Raw genomic sequence first — 23,216 nt, forward strand, 5'->3', positions numbered from 1 at the left:
CGGGCGCGCGCCGGGTGCCGGAGCGGACGGCGGCGCGGCTCGCGAACGAGAGCGACGCCGTCGTCGTCGCCGTCGACGTCCCCTCCGGGATCGACGCCGACACGGGCGAGCCGACCGGGAGCGCCGACGCCGCCGAGGGCCGCGCGGAGGCGGTCCCGCGCGTCGAGGCCGACCGGATCGTCACCTTCCACGACGAGAAGCCGGGGCTCGGGGCGCTCGACGCCGCGGTGACGGTCGCGGACATCGGGATCCCGGCGGCCGCGGAGCGGTACACCGGTCCCGGCGACCTGCTCGCGCTCGGCCGCGACTCGGACTCGCACAAGGGGGAGAACGGCGAGGTGCTCGTCGTCGGCGGCGGCCCGTACACCGGCGCGCCGTCGCTTTCGGCCCGATCGGCCCTCCGGGCCGGCGCCGACCTCGTCCGCGTCGCCTGTCCGGAGACGGTCGCCGGGACGGTACAGGGGTACTCGGCGGACCTGATCGTTCGCGGGCTCCCGGGCGATCGAATCGGTCCCGCCCACGTCGATCGGGTCGCGGAGCTCGCCGCCGGCAACGACGTCGTCGTGCTCGGCCCGGGGCTCGGCGGCGGCGACGGCGCGGGCGAGTTCGTCCGCGAATTCCTCTCCGAATACGACGGGTGCGCGGTCGTCGACGCCGACGCGCTGCGGATCGTCCCCGAGACCGACACCGACGCGACGCTGATCTGCACGCCGCACCAGGGCGAACTGGTCGGAATGGGCGGCGAGACGGCCGAAGACCCGGACGAGCGGGCGGCGCTCGTTCGGTCGTTCGCGGACGAGATCGGCCACGTCCTGCTCGTGAAGGGCGCCGTCGACGTGGTCAGCGACGGCGACGCGGTCCGGCTGAATCGCACGGGGAACCCGGGGATGACCGTCGGCGGGACCGGCGACGTGCTCGCGGGGGTGGTCGGCGCGCTGGCGGCCGTGACCGACCCGTTTCGGGCGGCCGCGGTGGGCGCGTACGTCAACGGGCTGGCCGGCGACGCGGCGGCAGACGCCAACGGGAACGGCCTCGTGGCGACGGACTTACCCGACCGGCTTCCCGAGGCGATGCGTGATGAGTGACGAGCGCGATGCGGAGACGGAGCGCGCGGCGGCCGACGAGACGGGGGCCGACGCCGCCGCCCCCACCGACGAGCTGACCCACACCGACGCGTCCGGCGAGGTCCGGATGGTCGACGTCGGCGCGAAACCGGACACGAGCCGGCGCGCGGTCGCGCGCGGCGAGATCCGGCTGACGCCGTCGACGATCGCGGCGGTCGAGGCGGACGAGGTCGGGAAGGGGGACGTGCTCGCGACCGCGCGGGTCGGCGCGGTACAGGCCGTCAAACACACGTGGGAGACGATCCCGATGTGCCACCAGATCCCGATCACGAACGTCGACACCGACTTCGCGGTCGCCGGCGACCGGATCGAGCTGACCGTCGCCGTCGAGACGACCGGGAAGACCGGCTGCGAGATGGAGGCGTTGGAGGGCGTCACGACCGGCCTCAACGTCGTCTGGGACATGGTGAAAGCCGCCGAGAAGGACGGCGACGGGCAGTACCCGGACACCGGAATCTCCGGCGTCGAGGTCGTCGAGAAGGAGAAGCGGGCGCTCGACGGCGGCGACTGAGCCCCCGGAGCGGCGGGCGACGGGCGCGCCCGCGGGCTCAGAACAGCCCGCTCACGTTCCCGTCTGCGTCCACGTCGATGTCCTCGGCGGCCGGCTCGGCGGGCAGCCCGGGCATCGTCATCACGTCGGCGGTCTTGACGACGACGAAGCCGGCGCCCGCCGACGGCGACACCTCGCGCACGGTGAGCGTCCACTCCTCCGGCACGCCCGTCAGCGAGGCGTCGTCCGAGAAGGAGTACGGCGTCTTCGAGACGCAGACTGGGAGGTCGCCGTACCCCCACGCTTCGACGCGGTCGATGTCGGCGGCGGCGCCGTCGACGTACTCCACGCCGTCGGCGCCGTACACCTCGCGGGCGACGGTCTCGATCTTCTCTCGGATCGTGGCGTCGAGGTCGTACAGCGGCGCGAACTCGCCGGTTCCGGCGTGCTCGCGGACCAGCTCCGCGAGGGCGGTCGCCCCCTCGCCGCCGTCGCGGTAGGCGGTCGAGCGGGCGACGGCGATCCCCGCGTCGGCCAGCGTCGACTCCAAGGCCGCGAGATCCGACTCCGCGTCGTCCGGAAAGACGTTGATCGCGACGACCGCTGGGATCCCCATGGACTCCACGACACCGACGTGGCGTTTCACGTTGTCGACGCCGGCCCGGACCGCGTCGGGGTCGGTCGCGGCCAGCGCGTCGAAGTCGGTCGGCCACATCTCCAGCCCGTGCCGCTTGGTCCCGCGGACCGTCGCGACGACGACGGCGACATTTGGGACGATCCCCTCGCGGGCGACGATGTGCGCGAACTTCTCGGCACCGAGGTCCGCGCCGAAGCCGGCCTCGGTGACGAGGTAGTCGGCGAGCGAGGCGCCGACCCGGTCGGCCGCGAGCGCGTTGGTCCCGTGCGCGATGTTGGCGAAGGGGCCGCCGTGAACTAAGGCGGGGACGCCCTCGACGGTCTGGACGAGGTTCGGGCGGAACGCGTCGCGGAGGAGCGCCGCCGCGGCCCCCGTGACGCCGAGATCGTCCGGGGTGACCGGGTCCCCGTCGGCGTCTTCGGCGAGCACGATCCGTCCGATCCGGTCTTTCAGGTCAGCGAGGTCCTCCGCGAGCCCGAGGACGGCCATCAGCTCCGAGGCGGCCGTGATGACGAACTCGTCTTCCCGCGGGACGCCGCGGGCGGGGCCGCCGAGTCCCACGACGGTCTCGCGGAGCGCGCGGTCGTTGACGTCGAGCGCGCGGGGCCAATCGACGCGGCGCACGTCGACTTCCTCGTCGTTCCCCTGGTGGATATGGTTGTCGAGCGCCGCGGAGATCAGGTCGTGCGCGGCCGTGAGCGCGTGGATGTCGCCGGTGAAGTGGAGGTTGATCGCCTCCATCGGGAGGACCTGCGAGTACCCGCCGCCCGCGGCGCCGCCCTTGATACCGAAGACGGGCCCGAGCGAGGGCTCTCTGACCGCGACCGCCGCGGACTCCCCCAGTCCCGCGAGCGCCTGGCCGATACCCACCGTCGTCACGGTCTTGCCCTCGCCCTTCGGCGTCGGGGTCATCCCGGTGACGAGCACCGTCGTCCCCTCGGCGGCGTCGGCGTCCGCGGTCGCCGAGCGCACCGCGTCGAGCGCGAGCTTCGCGACCCCGTCGCCGCGCGGTTCGATGTCAGCGGGGCGAAGCCCGAGATCGGCCGCGACCGCTTCGATCGGCCGCGGGTCCGCGGCGCGCGCGACCGCGAGATCGGATTCCGGTGCGTCAGGTCCGTCGGCCGCCGGGTCTGAGTGCGCCATACCGAGACCTCCTCCCGGGGCGGTAATCAGTGTTGGAGGCGTTCTCGGAAGGTAAAAAACCGGTCTGGGCCGCCGCCGTCAGTCGTCGGCCGGCTCGCCGTCGTCCGAAACCGTCACCGCGATGTCCGCTGCCGCGGCCTTGTACTCGGGGATCTTCGCCCGCTCGTCGAGCACGTCGTTCGTGAGGCGGTTCGCGGAGGCGGCAGCGAAGTGCGGCGTCGTCCAGACGACGCCCTCCTTGATGTCCTCGGTCACCTGCGCTTTCACCTCGATCTCGCCGCGGCGCGAGCTGAGCTTGACCGTGTCGCCGTCCTCGATCCCGTACTCCGCGGCGTCGTTCGGGTGGACGTCGACGAAGTTCTCCGGCTGCTGCCGCGAGAGCGTCGGCGAGCGCCGGCTCATCGTCCCCGTGTTGTAGTGCTCCTCCAGCCGCGCCGTGGTGAGGATCAGCGGGTACTCCTCGTCGGGCACCTCGGCCGGCGGCTGGTGGCGGACGCCCTCGATCTGCCCGAGGCCGTTTTCCGTGTCGAAGGAGTCCTCGTAGAGGAACTGGTCGCCCTCGTCGCCCTCCTCGTAGCAGGGCCAGTGGAGCCCCTCCTCGCCGAGCCCGTCGTAGGTCATCCCGTGGTAGATCGGGCACACCTCTCGGAGCTCCTCGAAGACGGCCTCCACGTCGTCGAAGCGGAACTCCGTCTCTCCGAAGAGGCGGCTGCCGACCTCCATCAGGATGTCGAGGTCGTGTTTGGTGTTCTCGTGGACCTTCTCGACCCCGCGCATCCGCTGGACGCGGCGGTCGGTGTTGGTGACGGTGCCGCCGCGCTCGGCCCACGTCGTCGCCGGGAGGACGACGTCGGCGAACTTGGCGGTCTCCGTCATGAAGATGTCCTGTGCGACCATGAAGTCCAGCGACTTCAGGCGCTCTTCGACCTCGTTGCCGTCGGGCTCGCTCATCACGGGGTTCTCGCCCATCACGTACAGCCCCTTCACCGAGCGGCCCGCCTCGTGAGAGATCTCGACGTTGGTGAGGCCGGGCTCCGCGGGCACCTCGAACCCCCAGACCTCCTCGACCGACTCGCGGACCTCGTCGTCGTCGACGAGCTGGTACCCCGGGAGCACGTTCGGCATCGCGCCCACGTCGCTGGTCCCCTGGACGTTGTTCTGCCCGCGGAGGGGGTTGACGCCGGTGCCGGGTCGACCGAGGTTCCCCGTTATCAGCGCGAGGTTGATCTCGTTCTGCACGTTGTCGACGCCGCAGGTGTGCTGGCTCATCCCCATCCCGGTGAAGATGGCGGCGTTGTTCGCCATCGCGTACTTCTCGGCGGCGAGCTCGATGTCTTCGAGGGGGACGCCCGCCTCCTCGGCGGCCGCCGCCTTGTCGAACTCCGCGAGGGTCTCTGTTAAATGCTCGAACCCCTCGGTGCGCTCGTCGATGAACTCCTCGTCGATCCAGCCCGCGTCCGGCTCCGCCTCGTGGCGTTCGAGGATCGTCTTCAAGACGACGTTGAGCAGCGGGATGTCGGCGCCGGGGTTGAGCTGGAGGTGCATGTGCCGGTCGGTCTCCCCGATCTCGAACGACCGGGTGGTCTTGTTGGCGTGCGGGTCGACCTGGATGACGGTCGCGCCCTCCAAGACGGCCTGCCGGAAGTACTGGCTGTTGGCGATCGGGTGCTGCTCGCCCGGGTTCGACCCCTCGATCCAGAAGACGTCCGCCGACTCCTCTAAGTCCTCCATGCTGTTCGTCATCGCGCCGGCGCCGAGGCTGGTCCGGAGCGCCCACACCGTCGAGGCGTGGCACATCCGCGTGCAGTTGTCGACGTTGTTGGTTCCGTACCGGCGCGCGAGCTTCTGAAGGAGGTAGTTCTCCTCGTTCATCGTCTTCGAGGAGCCGAAGAACCCCATCGCGTCGGGGCCGTGGTCGTCGCGTATCTCCTCCATCTCCGAGACGATCCGCGAGTAGGCCTCCTCCCACGTCGCTTCGCGGAACTCGCCGTCTTCCTTTATTAACGGCTCCGTGAGTCGGTCCTCGTGGTCGACGACCTGCGTCGCCGCGCCGCCCTTGATGCAGACGCGCCCCTCGTTGACCGGCGCCTCGCCCCACGGCATGAAGTTCACGTCGCCGGGATCATCCCCTTGCCGTACCTTGATCCCGCACCCGACGCCGCAGTACGGGCAGATGGTCTTCGTCGCCTCGTCGCCGTCAGCGGACATGGCTTCCACCCCGATGTGCGATCATATGTCACGGTTTGTGATGCCTCCCGCATGAGTGTGTCGGTGGTTCCGGCCGCCGAACCGTTTTGTCGGCCGCACACGTTTCCACGGTATGGATTCGACTCTCGCCGACGTCGCGGCACGCGTGGACGACCACGTCGAGACGTACCGCGAGACGGCCCCGTTCCACCCGGTCGAGGCGGAGGCGATCGGGTCGCTCGGGGACGCGTTCCGCGCCGGCGACTACGGGCGGCGCGACGTCGAGTGGGTGATCCGATGGTACTTCAGGCGGCGCGTGGCGGCGATCGACCACGACGAGCGCCGGGCGGTCGAGGAGGCCGTCGAGGACGCGGAGCCCCGCGAGTTACGGGGAGCGCTGTGGGACGCGATCGACGCGCTAGACGAGGCGGAGCGAGAAGCCGAGGAGAGACCGGACGCCGAGCGCGACGCGAGCCTCGACGACGAGCGCGACACGGGCCTCGACGCCGAGCGCGACGCGGGCCTCGACGCCGAGCGCGACGCGGATCCCGACCCCTCGGCGCCCGCCCACCACCGGGCCATCGACGCGCTCACCGACCTCCCGGGCGTCGACGTCGCGGTCGCCTCCGCGCTGTTGTGGTTCCTCGATCCTGACCGCTTCCTCGTCGTCGGCGACCGAGAGTGGCGAGTCGTCGCCGCGCTCACCGACCTCGACGCGGGGTATCCCGACCCGATGACGGCCGCGGCCTACGATCGCTATCTCGACGCGGTCCGGACGGTATCGGACCGGATCGACGTCGATAGCTGGCACCTGTACATGGTGCTCCAGCGCGTGTACGCCGAGGAGTTCGACGGGGAGTGAACTGCGGCGAGAGGGCGGTCGGTGACTCTGTGACCTACCGGTCGAGGAACGGCGGGACGACGACCTCGGCGCGCTTCTCGTCGCCGCGCACGACGACGCTCACCTCGGTGCCGGGCTCGACGTAGTGTTCGTGGAGGTAGCCGAGCCCGATCGGCTGATCGAGCGTCGGGCTCATCGTCCCGGAGGTGAGGCGGCCCACCCGAGTGAGGTCGCCGTCGGTCACGGCGTAGCCGCCGCGAGGGACGCCGCGTTCGAGCAGGCGGACGCCGACGAACCGCTCGTCGACCCCCGCCTCGTGCTGCCGTTCCAGCGCGTCGCGGCCGACGAACTCGGTGTCCAGCTTCACGACGAAGCCGATCCGCGCCTCGTAGGGGGTTCGGGGCTCGTCGTCGGGGTCGAAGTCCTGTCCCGAGAGGAGGTACCCCATCTCCGTCCGGAGGGTGTCGCGCGCGCCGAGCCCGCACGGCTGTGCGGCCGCCCCGGCTCCCCCGTCGCCGACGAACGTCGACCAGACGTCGCCGACCGATTCGGCCGGACACATGATCTCGAAGCCGTCCTCGCCGGTGTACCCGGTGCGGGCGACCCACGCGTCGACGCCCGCGACCGCCGCGACCGTCGCCTCGAACTTCGAGAGACCGACGACGCGGTCCGCGGGGGTGGCGTCGTCGACCGCGTCGGCGGCGTCGGGACCCTGCACCGCGAGCATGGCCCAGTCGTCGGTGGCGTTGGCGACGGTCGCGTCGAGCCCCCCGTCGTCGCGGTAGTCGGTCCACCGGTCGGTCATCCGCTCGTCGTGGCCCGCGTTCGGGACGAAGAGGTAGGCGGGGTCGCCGCCGGCGGCGTCGAGGTCGCGGTCCATGCCGGCGAGCGCGTCGGCGCCGGACCCGGCCCCGGTCCCGTCGGTGAGCCGGTAGACGACGGTGTCGTCGAGCATGACGCCCTCCTCGTTCGTGATCGCCGCGTACTGCGAGTCGCCCGGGTCGAGCGCCGCCACGTCGTTGGTCGTCAGTCGGTTCATCAGCGTCGTCGCGTCCGGGCCGGACACCTCGATCTCGCCCATGTGCGAGACGTCGAAGACGCCGAGCGACTCCCGGACCGCGGCGTGCTCATCGCGGATCGAGTCGAACTCGACCGGCATCTGCCAGCCGCCGAAGTCGGTGAATTTCGCGCCGCGCGCCTCGTGGGTCTCGTGGAGGGGTGGAAGCCGGTCGGTCATGGCGGAACGGTGGCCGGGACGCGCCTAAGGTCTTGCCATCGGGGCGGTCTCGGCGCCGGAACGGGTCGGCTATCGGGGCGCGTCCGACACCGGAACGCGTCGGTGGCGCCGACAGGCTCAAGCCGCTTCCTCCCTCCCTGACCCACGTGAAGCGGAACGTCTCCGGACTCCTCGCGCCCGCCGCCGCGGTCCTGCTCGTGGCGCTCGTCGTCGCGGCGGCCGCGGGCGCGTGGCCCCCGTTCGTCGCCGTCGAGAGCGGGAGCATGGAGCCGACCGTCGAGCGCGGCGACCTCGTGGTCGTCACGTCGACGGAGCGGTTCCCGTGGGGCGGGCTGGTCGGGCACGCGGAGTCGGGCGCGCCGACGCGGCTCGGCGGCACGGGCGACGTGGTGGTGTTCAACCTGCCGGACGCGCAGCGACGGCCGATCCTGCACCGGCTCGCGTTCCGCGTCAGCGCCGGCGAAGACTGGACCGACCGCGCCGACCCCGCGCTGCTCGACGGCGACTGCGACGCCATCGAGGCCTGTCCCGCGCCGCACGCCGGATTCGTCACCTACGGGGACGCGAACGGGGAGTATGACCAGAGCGCCGGGATCGCTCCGATCGTCCGCGAGGAGTGGATCACCGCCAAGGCGCTGGGTTCGGTTCCGAATCTCGGCTGGTTCCGGATCGGTGTCGACGCCGCCATCACTCGGCTCGGGCTCCTTCCCACCGCCGTCGGCGTCGGCGGCACCGCGGCGATCGTGGGCGGCTTCGGCGCCGTCCTGATCGGGCGAATCGGGCGCTCGCGCGACGAGCCGTAGGACTGACCGCGGCGCGGGAAGCGACCGCCCACGCGACGCCTCACTCCGACCGCGAGCCGGCGGCCGCGTCCGATTCGGTCCCCGCGTCGAGGCCTTCTTCGACGCTCTCGTCGTCTCTCCCGCCCGTCCGTTCGTCTTCGTTACCGGCCTCGTCGAGGGTCACCGAGTCGTTCGAGGCGTTGCGGAGGGCGTCGGACCGCCCGAACTCGCCGGGCGCGATCGCGAGAGTTCGGATCCCGTAGCCGTTCGCCGTCTCGACGACGGGTTTGAAGTCCGTGTCGCGGGAGGCGATCGCGAGGACCGACATCCGTCCCTCGGCCGCGAACCGGGCGGCGTCGACCGCGAGCTTCACGTCGACGTCGCCGCTCGTGATCACGACCTCGAACCCCCGCGCCTCCGCGGCCTGGATCAGCCCCGGCGTCGCGTGCTCGTCGAGGTAGAGCCGCGTGGTGACGAGCGGCCCCTCGGCCTCGGCCGCCCGTCGCACGTCGTCGAGGTCGACGTCGAACTCCTCGCGCAACACGTTCGGCCCGTCGACGAACAGCGCCACGCCGACCGGCTCCTCGTCCTCCCGACTGGATTCCATGTGTCGGGGTCGGCGGCGGGCGGAAATATGCGTGCTGGTCCGAGACGACCGCCGACCGCACCGTTCCCCCCGGTCGCCCGCGGCGTTATACACCTTATATCCGTTTTACCACCTGATCGACGACCGTAGTGAATATACAGAGAATTGAAATAGTATGTCCAAGAATAGCGAGTTAAGATGTCGAACTACGACACCTACACCGTCATTTCCGAACAGAACGATCACGAATGCACCACACTTCGTGCACATCCACGCAACGAGACGTACCACGTCGTCGACTACGCCGACGACGACGCCCGCGAGGAGGTGGCCGACCTGCCGGTCGGGTCGGTGGTAAAGATGGAGCTGTCGCGCGCCGGTCGCCGCAGCAACGTCTGGCGCGCGGAGTCCGTCCGGACCGCACACACCGACGGCGGGACCGAACAGTAGTTCACATCAGTCGGTCGTCCCCCTGCCGGTCCGTCATCGGCCGTCGCTTCTCTCGTCGCACCGTCGAGGGGCTGCGGGCAGGTCGACAGCGGTAACTATATTAGTATACGCTTATATTAGCAGATACTACTATGGATGCGCAGCCGACGGACGGGCGTTCCGGAGAGGCAGCGACCGATTCGGTCGAGTCCGCTAGTACAACTGCGACGGAAGAGGGGTGCTGCGGGGGCGTTGCGCACGCGCTCTCGGATCGGGACCTCGAGTTCGACGTCGAGACGCTCGCGACGGTCGGCAACCGGACGCGCTACGAGACGCTTCGTCTCGTCGCGGCCGCTGACGGCGGCGTCTGTGGCTGTGAGGTCGAGCCCGCACTCGACGTGAGCCAAGGGGCGATCAGTCAGGCGCTCTCCCGGCTGCACGACGCCGACCTGCTCACGCGCCGCAAGGAGGGTCGCTGGCGATACTACGACGCAACACCCCGGGCCGAGCGACTGCTCTCGGTCCTCGACGGGACGCGACCGAACGCCGACGGCGGATCGGGGGGGCGATCGTGAGCGATCGGGAGGAGGCGGGCGGCGACCCGAGCGGCGACGCGATCGACCCGGCCGAGCAGCGGCGCGTCGTTCGGGAGCGGTACGGCGGGATCGCCGCGAGCGCGCCCGAGTCGGACGCCGGCTGTTGTGACGCCGGATCCGGCGGGTCCACTGAGTGCTGTGAGGGCGACGAAAGCGACGCAGTCGACCCGGACGGAGCGTCGCTTCGCCTCGGCTACGACCCGGCCGACGTCGACGCGGTCGCCGAGGGCGCGAACCTCGGGCTCGGCTGCGGCAACCCGACCGCGATCGCGGCCCTCGACGCCGGCGAGACCGTTCTCGACCTGGGGTCCGGGGCCGGCTTCGACTGCTTCCTCGCGGCCCGCGAGGTGGCACCGGACGGGCGGGTTATCGGCGTCGATATGACGCCGGAGATGGTCGAACGCGCCCGCGAGAACGTCGCGAAGAACGACGCCGAGGACGTCGAGTTCCGGCTCGGCGAGATCGAGCACCTGCCGGTCGCGGACGCGACCGTCGACGTCGTCATCTCGAACTGCGTGATCAACCTCTCGCCGCGGAAGCCGCAGGTGTTCCGCGAGGCGTTCCGCGTCCTCCGTCCGGGCGGACGGCTCGCGGTCTCCGACGTGGTCCAGACGGCGCCGTTCCCCGACGACGTGCGGCTCGACCCGTCGTCGGTCTCGGCCTGCGTCGCCGGCGCCGCGACCATCGACGAGACCGAGTCAGCGCTCGCAGACGCGGGATTCACCGAGGTCGCGATCGATCCGAAAGCCGAGAGCGAGTCGTTCATCCGAGACTGGGACGCCGACCGCGACCCGAGCGAGTACGTCGTCTCGGCCGCGATCGAGGCGCGAAAACCGCGGTGACCGACCGACGGTCGCTCGCGAGGCAATACGAGGTCGAACTCCGCCCCGCCGGCCCTCAGAAGTCGTCGGTCAGGCGGGGATTCGTCACGGCGCCGTCGGCCGCGGAGGCGAAGTCGCGAGCGTACTTCGCGAGGATACCGCCCTCGTACTGCAGGGCCGGCGGCTCCCACGCCTCGCGGCGCTCGGCCAGTTCATCGTCTGAGAGGTCGACGCTGAGGTCGCGCTCGGGGATGTCGACGGTGACGTGATCGTCGTCCTCGATGAGGCCGATCGGGCCGCCCTCGGCCGCCTCGGGGGCGACGTGGCCGATCATCGGGCCGCGGGTCGCGCCGGAGAAGCGCCCGTCGGTGAGGAGCGCCACGTCGTCCTCGTGGCCCGCGCCGACGACGGCGGCGGTGACGCCGAGCATCTCGCGCATCCCCGGGCCGCCGGTTGGCCCCTCGTTTCGGATCACGATCACGTCGCCGGAGTCGACCGCGCCCGACTGGACGTACTCCATCGCGTCCTCCTCGTTCTCGAAGACGCGAGCGGGCCCCTCGTGGTAGAACTCGTCGTCGCCGGTCACCTTCAGCACGGAGCCGTCGGGCGCGAGGTTGCCGTCGAGAATCTTGATGGCGCCCTCCGCCTCCTTCGGCTCGTCGACGGTGTAGAGGAAGTCGGCCTCGATCGTCGAGTCCTCCGGGAGCGCGCCGCTCTCTTCCAGTTCCGCGATCTCCTCGGCGAGGGTGCGACCCGTAACCGTCATCGCGTCGCCGTGGAGGAGATCGGCCTCCAGAAGGCGGCGGAGCACGACCGGCACGCCGCCGACCTCGTGGAGGTCGTTCATCACGCGGCTCCCGCCGGGCTGGAGGTCGGCGATCTTCGGCGTGCGCCGCGAGATCTCGTCGAAGTCCTCGATCGAGAGGTCGACGTCGGCCTCGGCGGCCAGCGCGAGCAGGTGGAGGACGCCGTTCGTCGAGCCGCCGATGGCGGTCTGAAGTGCGATCGCGTTCTCGAACGACTCTCGCGAGAGGATGTCGGAAGGACGACGGTCGTTCTGGATGCAGTCCAAGACGAGCTCGCCGGCGCGTTCCGCCACCTCGTAGCGCTCTCTATCCTCGGCGGGCGCGGAGGCCGAGCCGAGCGGCGCCATCCCGAGCGCCTCGGAGATGGAGGCCATTGTGTTGGCGGTGAACATCCCGCCGCAGGAGCCCGCGCCGGGACAGGCGTGACGCTCCAGCTCGTCGAGCTCCTCGCCGCTCATGTCGCCTTCGGCGTAGGCGCCGACGCCTTCGAACACCTGGACGATGGTCACGTCGCGCCCCTCGTGTTGCCCGGGCATGATCGAGCCGCCGTAGAGGAAGACGCTCGGCAGGTCGGTGCGGATCGACGCCATCAGCATACCGGGGAGGTTCTTGTCACAGCCGCCGACCGTCACGAGCGCGTCCATGCGCTCGCCGAACGAGACCAGTTCGACCGAGTCGGCGATGACCTCCCGGGAGATGAGGCTCGCCTTCATGCCCTCGGTCCCCATCGAGATGGCGTCCGAGATGGTGATCGTCCCGAACTCGATCGGCATCCCGCCGGCCGCGTCGATCCCGTCGATCGCCGCGTCGGCGACGTCGTCGAGGTGGACGTTACACGGCGTGATGTCGGCGGCGGGATTCGGCACGCCCACGATCGGCGATGAGAGGTCCTCGTCGTCGAACCCCATCGCTCGGAACATCGAGCGGTGGGGCGCGCGCGCCGCGCCTTCGGTCACGTCTCTGCTCCGCAGGTCCTCGTCCTTCTCGCCCGCGAACCGGTCCGCGTCGCCCTCCCGTCGACGAGGGGACTCCCCCTCGTCGGATCGTGGCTGCTGTTCGCTCATACCCGTCCCTGTCGCTCGGGGGTCTTAAACGGCCGCAACGGGGCGAGGGTTGCTCGGTGAGGCGAACGGGTTCGGTCCGAGCGGGTTATCGGCGAACACGTCACTCTCTGAGGATTTCAGCAGAGCCGAAAATGCATATCGTCGTTCCGTTCGAGCCAGTCAACAACAGTCCCCCGAGCTGACCGACGGGGTACGTCTCAACTGGGATCGGTGCTCCTCACTCTGACGAAGTGACACTGAAGACGCCGATGAACCGCCGTTCACCGGCTTGTTCGAACTCGCTAAACGATATCGAGATCGGCACTTCTCGCCCGTCCCGGTGCAACGCGACCAAGTCGACAGACTCCCAATCGAAACTTTTCTCGCCGGTCTCAAGATACCTATTGAGCGCCTGCACGTGGGGTTTTTCCAGACGGGTCGGCATCAGCAGCGTCAGTGACTCTCCGACGAGTTCGTCTGGGGCGTAGCCAACAGCCGATTCGACCGCTGGATTGGCGTACTGGATGGTCGAGGTCGTATCAACGATGACGACCGCATCGTTGGTGTTCTCCACAATCGCACGCATCTGCGTCCGGGTCCGCTCAGCCTCCCGTCGGGTTCTTGCCTGTTCGACGGCATTTGCCACGCGATTAGCCAGCAGTTCATAGTTATCATTCCCGCTACCCTTCTGAAGATAATCCGTAACACCCACCCTAATCGCCTCACTCGCAACCTCCTCGCTTCCCCTTCCAGTGTAGAGAATAAACGGAAGGTCAGGATACTCTTCACGAACCTTTTCGAGGAACTCGATACCGGTCGATCCCGGCATATCCTGGTCGGAGACGACACAATCGACATCGTTGGCAAGCAGGTACTCAAAGCCTGCCGTTGGGTCGGTTTCGGAATGTATCCTGAACCGGTCATCGACTTCGTTGAGAAATGTCTCAGTGACGTTGGCAAATTTCGTGTTGTCGTCGACGTGGAGTATATCGATGGATTCGTTGGTCACGCTCTACCCAAATTAATCGTAATTACCGCCTCTACGGTAATAAGCGTGAGCCTGTCATCCATGACCTCTAACGGCGTCCGCGTCCGGTCCGAGTCGCCCGGCTATCGTTTCCACCTTCCACGCGCGATAGTCGTTCTTCCACGCGCGATGGCCGTTCTCGTGGCGTAAATTCTCGTGGAGTAACGCTACGATCCGCTCGGTGTCGGCTTGGCTTTCGCGAATGGGGGAGTTCACACCCGAGCCTTCAGCTCCACCCGATACCCGAACGGGTCCCTGACGTACACCGCCGGCGCCTCCCCGGTCGCGCCGAGCGGAGAGTCGAGCGTCTTCTCGATCTCGACGCCGGCCGCGTCCAGTTCGGCCTCGATCTCCGCTATCGACTCCTCGACGAGGACGGCGACGTGGTCGTAGTTCGTCGCGGTCGGCGGCTCGAACGAATCGGTGGGCCAGAGGTGGACGACGGCTTCCGGCGTCAGCCGCACGTCGAAGAACGGCTTCTCGCCGGCCGCGTACGGGTCGTCCTCGATCCCGAAGCCGAGCCGCTCGCCGTAGAACTCCCGGGCGTCGTCGACGCCGTCGGCCGGGATGCGGAGGTTGACGTGGTCGATGTGGCGTGCCTGCATGGTCACGAGTTCGGTCTCGGCGTCAAAAAAGGGACAGTCAGACGAACCCCTCCAGGGTCCCCGCGCCGTCCGTGCCCCGCCCGACTGCTCGACCGCCGGATCGCCCGAGAGCGCGACCGCGGCACCAACTAATTTAACTCCCGTCGCTAGGAGAGAGTCGACAAGAGGGACCGAGCGTGGCACAGGAGCTTCTGATTCCGCTCGTCGCCGGTATCATCGCGCTCGGCGTCCTCGCCCAGGTGCTCGCTGCCAAGCTCCGCCTCCCGAGCATCATCTTCTTCCTGCTGGTCGGGGTGACCATCGGTCGCCCGGGACTCGGCATCGTGACGAGCGAGAGCTTCGGTGACTCGCTCCCGGCGATCGTCGGCCTCGCGGTGGCGATCATCGTCTTCGAGGGCGCGTTCCACCTGGAGTTCGAACGCATCCAGACGGCACCGCGGGCGGCGGTCCGACTCGTCACGGTCGGCGCCGCCATCGCCCTGGTCGGAACGGCGGTCGCCGTCCGGCTCTTGGAGGGGCTCCCGTGGGGACTCTCGCTCGTCATCGGTGCGCTGCTCGTTGCCACGGGGCCGACGGTCATCTCGCCGATCCTCGAGGTCGTCCCCGTCAGGGACCGGGTCGCGGCCGTGCTCGAAACCGAGGGGATCGTCAACGACGTGACGGCCGCGATCACGGCGGTCGTGCTCTTCGAGACAGTGAACCCGAGCGTCGCCAGCGAGGGGTTGATCCAGGGGTTCGCCGTCAGGATCGGCGAGGGGCTCCTCGTCGGATTCGTCGTCGCGGGGATCCTCTACTACCTGCTTCGCTACGTCGACCTCTCGCTGGGATCGGCACCGCGGAACGCGCGACTGCTCGTGCTCGCCGGCGCGCTCGTCGCGTACGCGGGCGCGAACCAACTCGCGAGCGAGGCCGGCGTCGCCGCGGCGGCCACCGCCGGGATCGCGCTCGGGAATCTTGACATCCCGTACAAAGACGAGATAACCGATTTCAAAGGCGACATCACGCTCCTCGTCCTGTCGTTCGTGTTCATCGCGCTCGCCGCGCAGTTGCCGCCGGCGGCGATATTCGACGTCGGCCTCGCGGGCGTCGGCGTCGTCGTCGCGGTCGCGGTGGTGATCCGCCCGCTCCTCGTGTTCGTTTCCACCGTCGGCGACCGGTTCACGCTCTCCGAGCGGCTGTTCATCAGTTCGATCGGTCCGCGAGGGATCATCCCGGCGTCGGTCGCGACGCTGTTCGCGACCGAGCTCCGGACGGCCGCCGTCGAGCTCAACGACCCCGCGCTCGCACAGCAGGCGGACCTGCTGATCGGGACGGTGTTCTTGGTCATCTTCGTCACCGCCCTCGTGCAGGGCGGTCTGGCGCGCTACATCGCACAATACCTCAACGTGATACCCATGAGAGTCATCATCGTCGGCGGCGGACAGGTCGGTCGTGAGCTCGCCAAACGCCTCGAGGACCGCGGCGAGAACGTCGTCATCATCGAGCAGGACGAGTCGACGGCCGAGTCGCTCCGCAACGCCGGCTTCGGCACCGTCATCGGCGACGGCACCGACACGTCGGTGTTGGAGAAGTCGGGGGCCGCAAACGCCAAGATCGTCGTCGCCGCCACCGGTGACGACGACACGAACCTCCTCGTCGCCCAGCTCTCCAAGACGAAGTTCGACGTCGAGACGATCCTCGCCAAGGCGAACAACTCCGACAACGTCGACGCGTTCGAGGACCTCGGCGTGAGAACCATCTCGGCCGCGATGTCGGCCGCGTGGGCGCTCGACAACGAGATCGAACGACCCGACCTGGCGCGCTGGATGACCGGTATCGGGGAGTCGGGGGAGGTGCAACAGGTCGAACTCACGAACGAGGCGCTGGCCGGGAAGACCGTTCGCGAGATCGGACCCATGCTTCCGGAAGCCTGTCTGATCGCCGTGCTCGGCGACAGCGACGGGGAATCGGTCAGAGTGCCGAGGGCGACCACGACGCTCGGCCTCGGCGACCGAGTCACCCTCATCGGGCCGCGAGAGGCCGTCAGGGAGGGAATGGCGTTGGTGGGTGACGACTGATCACGGCGGATCGACGTCGGCCCGCGACCGGCGGCTGTGAGCGTCGTCACGACGAGACCGCACGGATACATCGCGCACCCGCGGCGGAAGCGAGTCGCCGGTCAGGCGAACGCCCGGAGAATCCCGGCGCCGTCCGTGCTCCGACCGAGGTCCGGGAGCGTGGCGCGCTCGGGGTGCGGCATCAGCACGGCGACCGTCTCGCGCTCGCCGAGGACGCCGGCGACGTTGTCGGTGGAGCCGTTGGGGTTGGCCGCGTCGGTGACGTTCCCGTCGGCGTCGCAGTAGCGGAAGAGCACGCGGCCCTCCGCAACGAGGTCGGCGTGAGCGGCCTCGTCGATCTCGAAGCGCCCCTCGCCGTGCGCGATGGGGACCTCGATCACGTCGCCCTCGTCGTAGGCGGCGGTCCACGGCGTGTCGGCGCGCTCGACGCGCAGGTGGACGGGTTCACACTGGAAGCGGGCAGAGGCGTTGGTGGTGAACGCGCCGGGGGTGAGTCCGGACTCCGATCCGATCTGCGCGCCGTTGCAGACGCCGACCACGGGGACGCCGCCGGCGGCGGCCTCTCGGACCTCCGCCATGACCGGGGCGCGGGCGGCCATCGCGCCGGCGCGGAGGTAGTCGCCGTACGAGAAGCCGCCGGGAAGCACGATTCCGTCGGCGTCGGCGGGGAGCCCGTCCTCGTGCCAGACGCGCTCGGCGTCGACGCCGACGTGTTCGAGCGCGCGGACCGCGTCGCGGTCGCAGTTCGAGCCGCCGAACTGGACGACGGCGACCGTCATCGCTCGGTGACCGCGACCTCGTAGTCGTGGATGGTCGGGTTGGCGAGGAGCCGCTCGGCCATCTCGTCGGCGCGGTCGGCGGCCTCGTCGGCGTCTGCCGCCTCGAGGTCCACCTCGAAGCGGTCGGCGGACCGGAGGTCCGACAGCTCGAACCCGAGGCGTTCGAGCGCCTGCTGGGTGGTCTCGGCCTCCGGATCGAGGACCCCCCGCTTCAGCCGGACCGTCACCGTCGCGGTGTATGCCGTCATGTCCGATACTGCGGAGTCGTGTGTAAAAACCGTTTTGGAACGCCTTTTATATCCACGTTTGTGGATATATGTCGGTCGATCGTGCGGGCGGCAGGCTCCGCGCGGAACGAAAGGGGCAAACCCCTCCGCGACTTGGTCACGGTGTATGCAGCCGCTCGACAACGCGGAGGTGATCGTCGCATGACCCGCGAACTGACCGAGATCACGGTGGTCGGAGGAGACAAGACCGGACTCATCGCGCGGGTCACCTCCCTGCTGTTCGAGCGGGGAATCAACATCGAGGACCTCGACCAAGCGGTCCGCGAGGGCGTCTTCCGGATGACGACGCGCGTGGACGCCTCGGAGATGGAGACCTCTCGTGGCGAGCTCCGGCGCGCGCTCGCCGAGCTCGGCCGCGAGCTCGACGTGGACATCCAGGTTCGGTTCCCGAGCGACCGGGACGCGCGTCGAATCGCGCTGCTCGTCACGAAGGAGACGCACGCGCCCGAGGCGCTGCTGGAGGCGGAGGCCAACGGCGACCTCGTCGACGACGGCGAGGACGCCGAGATCCCGGTCGTCATCGGCAACCGCGGCGACCTCAGATCGCTCGCGGAGCGCTACGACAAGCCCTTCTACGACGTGGGCGACGGCAACGGCAACACCGACGAGGGACGACTGCTCGACCTGCTGGCAGAGTACGAGGTGGACCTGATCGCCTTGGCCCGCTACATGCGCATCCTCTCGCCCGAGGTCGTCTTCCGGTACGAGGGCCGGATCATCAACGTCCACCCCTCCCTGCTGCCGGCGTTCCCCGGCGCGGAGGCGTACCGACAGGCGAAGGACGCCGGCGTCCGGATCGCGGGCGTCACCGCCCATTACGTCACGACCGACCTCGATCAGGGACCCGTGATCGCCCAGCGCTCCTTCGACGTGCCCGCGGGCGCCGACGTCGACGAGATCAAGCGCCGCGGGCAGCCCCTCGAGGCCGACGTGCTGCTCGACGCTGTCCGCCTCCACCTCGCCGACGCGATTGCGATTCACCGCGGAACGGTCCACGTGCGCGAGGACGACGACGTCGACGCGCAGCTCGGCCTCAGCGAGGCGGCGATCGACGCCAACCCCGACGAGCCGGTCGACGGCGAGCCGCTGTCGCGCTCGGAGACGCCGCCGGCCGGGAGCGACTGACCGTCGGTGCGCGGGAGCGACTGACCGTCGGTGCGCGGGAGCGACTGACCGTCGGTGCGCGGGAGCGACCGATCTCCGGGAGGCTCGGTTGAACCGGCGAGCGGGAGGGACGGACGTCGCGGAGCGGACCCCTATCGCCCGTCGTCTCCGTCCTCGATCGACTCCATGACGCGGGCGTGGAACTCCCGGAGCACCGCCGACTCGTCGTCGGCGAGCACCGTGTCGGAGTCGACGAGCGTCGCGAGCCCGAACGACAGCGGGGTCGGCGAGTCGACCGTGTGGCGGACGACCTCGATGTCTCCGACCGCAACCCCGCCGAGGACCTCACGGAGCCCGTCGACGTCGAGCCGGTCCTCCAAAAGTTCCCGATACGTCTCCTCCGCCACGGCGAACTCCTCGAGCTCCTCGGCGAACGACAGCAGCATCTCGGCCGACACCTGCTGTTCGGACGCCGTCTTCTCGTACCCCTTGTACCGTTTTAAGATGAGCAGCGAGCGGGCGGCGTCGATCCGGAAGTAGCGCTGGTGGAGATCGGTCCCCCGCACCGCCTCGCGGAGGTCGTCACGGACCGTCTCGGGGTCCAATTCGCGGAGGACCGCGGCGACGTCGACCTTGCGGTTCAGCGGGAGTGCGAGCGAGAAGCCGCGGTCCGCGACCGCGACCGCGACGTTCGCGTCCGTGCGGTTCGCGACCGCGCCGGCGACGAGCCGCGAGAGGCCGTCGTTGAACCGGCGGCCGTAGTTCGAGTGGACGTAGAACCGGCGCTTGTACTCGGCGCGGTCGAGCTCCTCCTCGACGACGAGCCGCCCGGGGGTGGGAACGCTCTCGGCGCCAGCGTACGCGACCTGTTCGTCGTACATTCGAGTGATCGCCCGGACCGCGCTCCCGTCCAGGGGGAACCCCCGGAGCCACGCGCGGACCGCGGGCGGCCCCCCGTCTCGGAGCCGATCGAGTAATTCGCTCTGGAACGCCAGCACCTCCCGTGCGAGGTCGTACGAGAGGGGCAGTCGCTCGGAGTACCACGAGGGGACGGTCGGGCGCTCGCTCGTCCGATCGACGTACACCTTCGAGCCGCGGCGGTACCGGAAGGCGAACCGCTCGCCGCCCAGCGCGAACACGTCGCCGGAGCCGAGCGTGTCGAGGTAGCTCTCGTCGAGCGTTCCGACCGGGTCGCCGTCGCGCGTGAGCACCCGACAGCTGAACGAGTCCGGGATCGTCCCGATGTTCGTCATGTAAATGACCCGCGCGAGCCGGCCGCGCTTCCCGACGAGCAGCTCGCCGACCGGATGCTCCTCGTGGTGGTGTTCGCCGTCCGGCGGGTCGTTCTCGTCGCGCCACACCTTCGGGTAGACGTTCCGGTCTTCGAGCCCCTCGTAGTCGGCCGTGAGGTACCGCATGAGCCGTTCGTACTCGTCCTCGCCGAAGTCGCGGTACGGGTGCGCGCGGCGGAGCGTCTCGCGGACCTCGCGGTCGGGCCGAATCCGATTGATGGCCATCCCGTAGACGTGCTGAGCGGCCACGTCGTAGGCGCCCTCCGGCAGGAACACGCGATCGACGAACCCCTCTTCGGCGCGGGCGAGCATCGCCGCGCACTCGATCAGCTCGTCGCGGTCGAGCGCGAACACCCGTCCCTCGACGGTCTCGCCGGGGCTGTGTCCGGCGCGGCCGACGCGCTGGAGCAGCGCCGCGACCGACTTCGGCGACCCCACCTGCACCACCAGATCGAGGTGGGGCATGTCGATGCCGAGTTCGAGGCTCGTCGAGGTGGTGACCACGTCGAGCTCGCCCGCCTTCAGCCCCTCCTCGATCCGGGTCCGCCGTCCCTCGCCGAGGCTCCCGTGGTGACAGCCGGAATCCGACTCGTCGTACCCGAACCGCTCGCGGAGCTCTTGGAGGGTGCGCTCCGCGCCCGACCGAGAGTTCGTGAACACTAGCGTGTTCTCGTGGGCCTCGATCAGCTCGTGGAGCGAGTCGTAGAAGCGGTCGATGACGACGGACCGGGGCGTGTGGATCAGGTCGGCCGCCGGCGTTCGGAGTTCGAGGTCGAACTCCCGGACGAACCGCGCGTCCACCAGCTCGTACGGGCGGGGTTCGAGCCCCGACTCGTCGCCGACACCGTCGGACTGCGTCCGACTGTCACCGGGCGAAGCCCGGTTGCCCGAGGGACTGTGTCCCTCGCTGCCAGAGGCGCCTTGCGCCTCGCTGTCGCCGGATTGCATCCGGCTGTTAGAGGGACTTCGTCCCTCGCTGTCGCCGGCGACGCGTTCGCGGCCGACGAGGAACTCGGCGACCTCGTCGAGCGGTTCGACCGTCGCCGAGCAGCCGATTCGGGTCGGCGAGGCGTCGGCCAAGTCGGCGAGTCGCTCCAGTGAGACCGAGAGGTGGGTGCCGCGCTTGTTCGCCGCCAGCGAGTGGATCTCGTCGACGATGACGTACTCGACGGTCCGGAGCTTCTCCTTGAACTTCGGGGAGTTGAGGAGTATCGCCAGCGTCTCCGGCGTGGTGTTGAGCACGTGCGGGGTCTCCGTCAGCATCGCCTGTCGGTCCGCCTTGCTCGTGTCGCCGTGGCGGATCGCCTGCCGGACGCCGGGGTCTGGGTCACCCTCCTCACCGTCTCGGGTCTCCATCTCCGCCGCGATCCCCTCTATCGGAACCTCCAGGTTCCGCTTGATGTCGTTCGCGAGCGACTTCAGCGGCGAGACGTAGAGACAGTACACAGAATTACCCAGCTCGCCCGCCCGCTCCCGTGCGAAGAGGTCGTCGAGCACGGCGATGAAAGACGCGAGGGTCTTCCCGCTCCCGGTCGGCGCGGCGACGAGGCAGTTCCGGCCGTCGTCGACGTGGGGGATCGCCTCGCGCTGCGGCGGGGTGAAGAAGCCGCCGTTCTCGCCGACGTACGCGCCGAACTCCTCGACCCACCAGCGGCGGACCGGCGGCGAGAGCCGATCGAGCGCGTCGGCGTCCGGGAGGGGAACGGTCTCAGGGTCGAACTCGACGGACGGGGCGTCGTCGGACTGCGTCCGACTGTCACCGGGCGAAGCCCGGTTGCCCGAGAGACTCTGTCCCTCGCTGCCAGAGGCGTGTGGCGCCTCGCTGTCGCCGGCGAGGGCCTCGCGGAGGAGCGCCCGCGCCGACGGGCGCTCCGCGCCGCGTTCCGTGACTTCTGTCACTGTCGCGTACGTGGGCGCGCGGAGGGATATCGGTTGTGTCGGTGCCGGGTGTCGGCCGCGTGGACCTCGGCGGTCGGCACGCCGCGCGAGCGACGCGACCGCACTCGTCGCGGTGCGCGAACCGGCCCGCTTATCCGCTATCCGTCCGTGACGCCGCACGTATGAGTGGAACCTCGCGGGCGACGGAGCGGGAAATCGACCGAAACCTGTTCGTCACCGTCTCCGGTCCGCCGGGCTGCGGGGCGACGACGCTGGTCGAGGGGCTGGCGGAGGCGCTCGACTGCGGCTACGTCTCCGGCGGGGAGCTGTTCCGCGAAATCGCCGCTGAGCGCGACATGAGTCTGTCGCAGCTGATCGCGAAGACCGGCGAGTCCGAGGAGATCGACCGCGCGCTCGACCGGCGCCTCCGCCGGATCGCCGAGAAGTGGGGCGCCGCGAACAAGGCGTTCATCCTGGAGTCGCGCCTCGCCGGGTGGATCGCCGGGAACCGCGCCGACGTTCGGATCTGGCTCGACGCGCCCGACGAGGTGCGCGCCGACCGGACGCTCGACCGCGAGGAGATGACCTCCGAGATGCAGGTCCGCGAGGTGATAGAGGAGAAGCGCTACCAGTCGTACTACGGGATCGACCTGTCCGATCGCTCGATATACGACCTCGCGATCAACACGGGGCGGTGGGACGTCGAGACGACGCTCGACGTCGCGCTCACCGCGATCGAAGGGTACGACGTCAACGCCGACGAGGGCGCGTTCGACACGCCCGACTTCGAGATCTAGGTGAAATCCGGCCGTCGCTCAGGCGTCGGCGGGCGCGCCGGTCTCCAGTTCGAAGTCCCACTCCTCGTAGCCGCCGGCCATGCTGGCGACGACGACGCCGTCCTCGACGCCCTCGTAGCTGCTGATCAGCATCGCGGCCTGCTTCGAGGACTGGCCGACCGGACACGCGCAGACGACGTCGGTGTCGTCCCACTCGATATCGGGGACCCGAGACGGGAGATCTCCGAGCGGCACGTTGATCGCGCCGGGGATGTGGCCCTGCTCGTACTGCGCGGGCGATCGCGTGTCGATGACGCGGACGTCGCCCGTCTGCACGCGCTCGTTGACTTCCTCGGGGGCGAGTTCCTCGACCATGATTACTCCTTCCGCACGGGGTTGCGGTAGCGACCGTCGCCCGACTTCCACACCTCGGCGGTCGCGTCGTCCGAAAGCACCTCGGCGGTCGCGTCGTCCGAAAGCACCTCGGCGGTCCCATCCTCAAGCCCGTCGGGGATCCCGACGACGTCGTCCCACGATGGTTTACTCATGCGGAGCGGTACGCGACTGCCCCGGTAACCCCTTTCGTGACCGGCAGACTTCTCCCGTATCTCGGACGCACAAATCCGACGAACGACCGCGATGAGGGTCGAGGCCGCCGTTTCCGTCGGACTCTTGTCGGAGAGCGGTCT

At 69.5% G+C, this 23,216-nt stretch carries 22 protein-coding genes; 10 read left to right on the forward strand and 12 right to left on the reverse strand.

What is annotated here, in order from left to right; all coding sequences use genetic code 11:
- A partial coding sequence (locus tag OQF71_RS04840; protein ID WP_280586166.1) for an NAD(P)H-hydrate dehydratase occupies nucleotides 1-1,085 on the forward strand: 1,085 nt, incomplete at its 5' end.
- On the forward strand, nucleotides 1,078-1,635 hold the full coding sequence (moaC, locus tag OQF71_RS04845) for a cyclic pyranopterin monophosphate synthase MoaC (RefSeq protein WP_280586167.1): 558 nt from the start codon (nucleotides 1,078-1,080) through the stop codon (nucleotides 1,633-1,635). The genes OQF71_RS04840 and moaC, both read left to right, overlap by 8 nt.
- 37 nt (nucleotides 1,636-1,672) lie before the next feature.
- Here the strand turns inward: moaC and OQF71_RS04850 are convergent, their stop codons facing one another.
- A complete protein-coding gene (locus tag OQF71_RS04850; protein WP_280586168.1) occupies nucleotides 1,673-3,394 on the reverse strand; it encodes a formate--tetrahydrofolate ligase in 1,722 nt (573 codons plus the stop codon).
- 78 nt (nucleotides 3,395-3,472) lie between these two features.
- Nucleotides 3,473-5,602 carry a formate dehydrogenase subunit alpha gene (gene fdhF, locus OQF71_RS04855; protein WP_280586169.1) on the reverse strand — a complete coding sequence of 710 codons (2,130 nt, stop codon included), beginning with the start codon at nucleotides 5,600-5,602 and terminating at the stop codon, nucleotides 3,473-3,475.
- Nucleotides 5,603-5,714: 112 nt separating this feature from the next.
- Between fdhF and OQF71_RS04860 the strand changes: the two genes are divergently transcribed.
- A complete protein-coding gene (locus OQF71_RS04860) occupies nucleotides 5,715-6,443 on the forward strand; it encodes a hypothetical protein (protein WP_280586171.1) in 729 nt (242 codons plus the stop codon).
- A 34-nt stretch (nucleotides 6,444-6,477) separates the two neighbouring features.
- On the opposite strand, the gene gcvT is transcribed toward OQF71_RS04860, so the two are convergent.
- Nucleotides 6,478-7,659: a glycine cleavage system aminomethyltransferase GcvT gene (gene gcvT, locus OQF71_RS04865; protein ID WP_280586172.1), complete on the reverse strand. Its 1,182-nt coding sequence runs from the start codon at nucleotides 7,657-7,659 to the stop codon at nucleotides 6,478-6,480.
- 146 nt (nucleotides 7,660-7,805) lie between these two features.
- On the opposite strand from gcvT, the gene OQF71_RS04870 reads away from it, so the two are divergent.
- Nucleotides 7,806-8,462, forward strand: a complete 657-nt coding sequence (locus tag OQF71_RS04870) for a S26 family signal peptidase (protein ID WP_280586173.1) — start codon at nucleotides 7,806-7,808, stop codon at nucleotides 8,460-8,462.
- Nucleotides 8,463-8,502: 40 nt separating this feature from the next.
- Here the strand turns inward: OQF71_RS04870 and OQF71_RS04875 are convergent, their stop codons facing one another.
- On the reverse strand, nucleotides 8,503-9,048 hold the full coding sequence (locus OQF71_RS04875; RefSeq protein WP_280586174.1) for an NYN domain-containing protein: 546 nt from the start codon (nucleotides 9,046-9,048) through the stop codon (nucleotides 8,503-8,505).
- A gap of 177 nt (nucleotides 9,049-9,225) precedes the next feature.
- Between OQF71_RS04875 and OQF71_RS04880 the strand changes: the two genes are divergently transcribed.
- From OQF71_RS04880 to arsM, 3 genes are all read left to right on the forward strand, one after another.
- Nucleotides 9,226-9,477, forward strand: coding sequence for a hypothetical protein (locus OQF71_RS04880; protein WP_280586175.1), 252 nt, complete (start codon nucleotides 9,226-9,228; stop codon nucleotides 9,475-9,477).
- Nucleotides 9,478-9,608: 131 nt separating this feature from the next.
- Nucleotides 9,609-10,031: a metalloregulator ArsR/SmtB family transcription factor gene (locus OQF71_RS04885; protein WP_280586176.1), complete on the forward strand. Its 423-nt coding sequence runs from the start codon at nucleotides 9,609-9,611 to the stop codon at nucleotides 10,029-10,031.
- A complete protein-coding gene (gene arsM, locus OQF71_RS04890) occupies nucleotides 10,028-10,894 on the forward strand; it encodes an arsenite methyltransferase (protein ID WP_280586177.1) in 867 nt (288 codons plus the stop codon). The genes OQF71_RS04885 and arsM overlap by 4 nt, the downstream gene beginning before the upstream one ends.
- 55 nt (nucleotides 10,895-10,949) lie before the next feature.
- Here arsM and ilvD read toward each other — a convergent pair whose 3' ends face one another.
- From ilvD to OQF71_RS04905, 3 genes are all read right to left on the reverse strand, one after another.
- Nucleotides 10,950-12,743: a dihydroxy-acid dehydratase gene (gene ilvD / locus OQF71_RS04895; protein ID WP_280586178.1), complete on the reverse strand. Its 1,794-nt coding sequence runs from the start codon at nucleotides 12,741-12,743 to the stop codon at nucleotides 10,950-10,952.
- Nucleotides 12,744-12,960: 217 nt separating this feature from the next.
- Entirely contained in the window at nucleotides 12,961-13,731 is a 771-nt protein-coding gene (locus tag OQF71_RS14580) for a response regulator (protein WP_280586179.1), read from the reverse strand.
- 230 nt (nucleotides 13,732-13,961) lie between these two features.
- Nucleotides 13,962-14,354: a VOC family protein gene (locus OQF71_RS04905; RefSeq protein ID WP_280586180.1), complete on the reverse strand. Its 393-nt coding sequence runs from the start codon at nucleotides 14,352-14,354 to the stop codon at nucleotides 13,962-13,964.
- A gap of 176 nt (nucleotides 14,355-14,530) precedes the next feature.
- On the opposite strand from OQF71_RS04905, the gene OQF71_RS04910 reads away from it, so the two are divergent.
- A complete protein-coding gene (locus OQF71_RS04910) occupies nucleotides 14,531-16,411 on the forward strand; it encodes a cation:proton antiporter (protein ID WP_280586181.1) in 1,881 nt (626 codons plus the stop codon).
- 101 nt (nucleotides 16,412-16,512) lie between these two features.
- Here OQF71_RS04910 and purQ read toward each other — a convergent pair whose 3' ends face one another.
- Together purQ and purS are read right to left on the reverse strand one after the other, a co-directional pair.
- Nucleotides 16,513-17,190, reverse strand: a complete 678-nt coding sequence (gene purQ, locus OQF71_RS04915) for a phosphoribosylformylglycinamidine synthase I (protein WP_280586182.1) — start codon at nucleotides 17,188-17,190, stop codon at nucleotides 16,513-16,515.
- Nucleotides 17,187-17,438 (reverse strand): phosphoribosylformylglycinamidine synthase subunit PurS, encoded by a 252-nt coding sequence (purS, locus tag OQF71_RS04920; protein WP_280586183.1) that lies wholly within the window; start codon nucleotides 17,436-17,438, stop codon nucleotides 17,187-17,189. The genes purQ and purS overlap by 4 nt, the downstream gene beginning before the upstream one ends.
- Nucleotides 17,439-17,618: 180 nt before the next feature.
- On the opposite strand from purS, the gene OQF71_RS04925 reads away from it, so the two are divergent.
- Nucleotides 17,619-18,602 (forward strand): formyltransferase family protein, encoded by a 984-nt coding sequence (locus OQF71_RS04925; protein ID WP_280586184.1) that lies wholly within the window; start codon nucleotides 17,619-17,621, stop codon nucleotides 18,600-18,602.
- 131 nt (nucleotides 18,603-18,733) lie between these two features.
- Here OQF71_RS04925 and OQF71_RS04930 read toward each other — a convergent pair whose 3' ends face one another.
- Nucleotides 18,734-21,772 carry an ATP-dependent helicase gene (locus OQF71_RS04930; protein WP_280586186.1) on the reverse strand — a complete coding sequence of 1,013 codons (3,039 nt, stop codon included), beginning with the start codon at nucleotides 21,770-21,772 and terminating at the stop codon, nucleotides 18,734-18,736.
- 161 nt (nucleotides 21,773-21,933) lie between these two features.
- Here OQF71_RS04930 and cmk point away from each other — a divergent pair, with 161 nt between their 5' ends.
- The gene (cmk, locus tag OQF71_RS04935) at nucleotides 21,934-22,548 is read left to right on the forward strand and encodes a (d)CMP kinase (RefSeq protein ID WP_280586188.1); all 615 of its coding nucleotides are present in this window, start codon (nucleotides 21,934-21,936) and stop codon (nucleotides 22,546-22,548) included.
- An 18-nt stretch (nucleotides 22,549-22,566) separates the two neighbouring features.
- On the opposite strand, the gene OQF71_RS04940 is transcribed toward cmk, so the two are convergent.
- Nucleotides 22,567-22,902: a rhodanese-like domain-containing protein gene (locus OQF71_RS04940; protein WP_280586189.1), complete on the reverse strand. Its 336-nt coding sequence runs from the start codon at nucleotides 22,900-22,902 to the stop codon at nucleotides 22,567-22,569.
- A 2-nt stretch (nucleotides 22,903-22,904) separates the two neighbouring features.
- Nucleotides 22,905-23,075 (reverse strand): hypothetical protein, encoded by a 171-nt coding sequence (locus OQF71_RS04945; protein ID WP_280586190.1) that lies wholly within the window; start codon nucleotides 23,073-23,075, stop codon nucleotides 22,905-22,907.
- Between the last annotated feature and the right edge of the window lie 141 nt (nucleotides 23,076-23,216).

It is taken from the genome of Halorubrum sp. Boch-26 (assembly GCF_029889805.1).
Lineage (GTDB): Archaea > Halobacteriota > Halobacteria > Halobacteriales > Haloferacaceae > Halorubrum.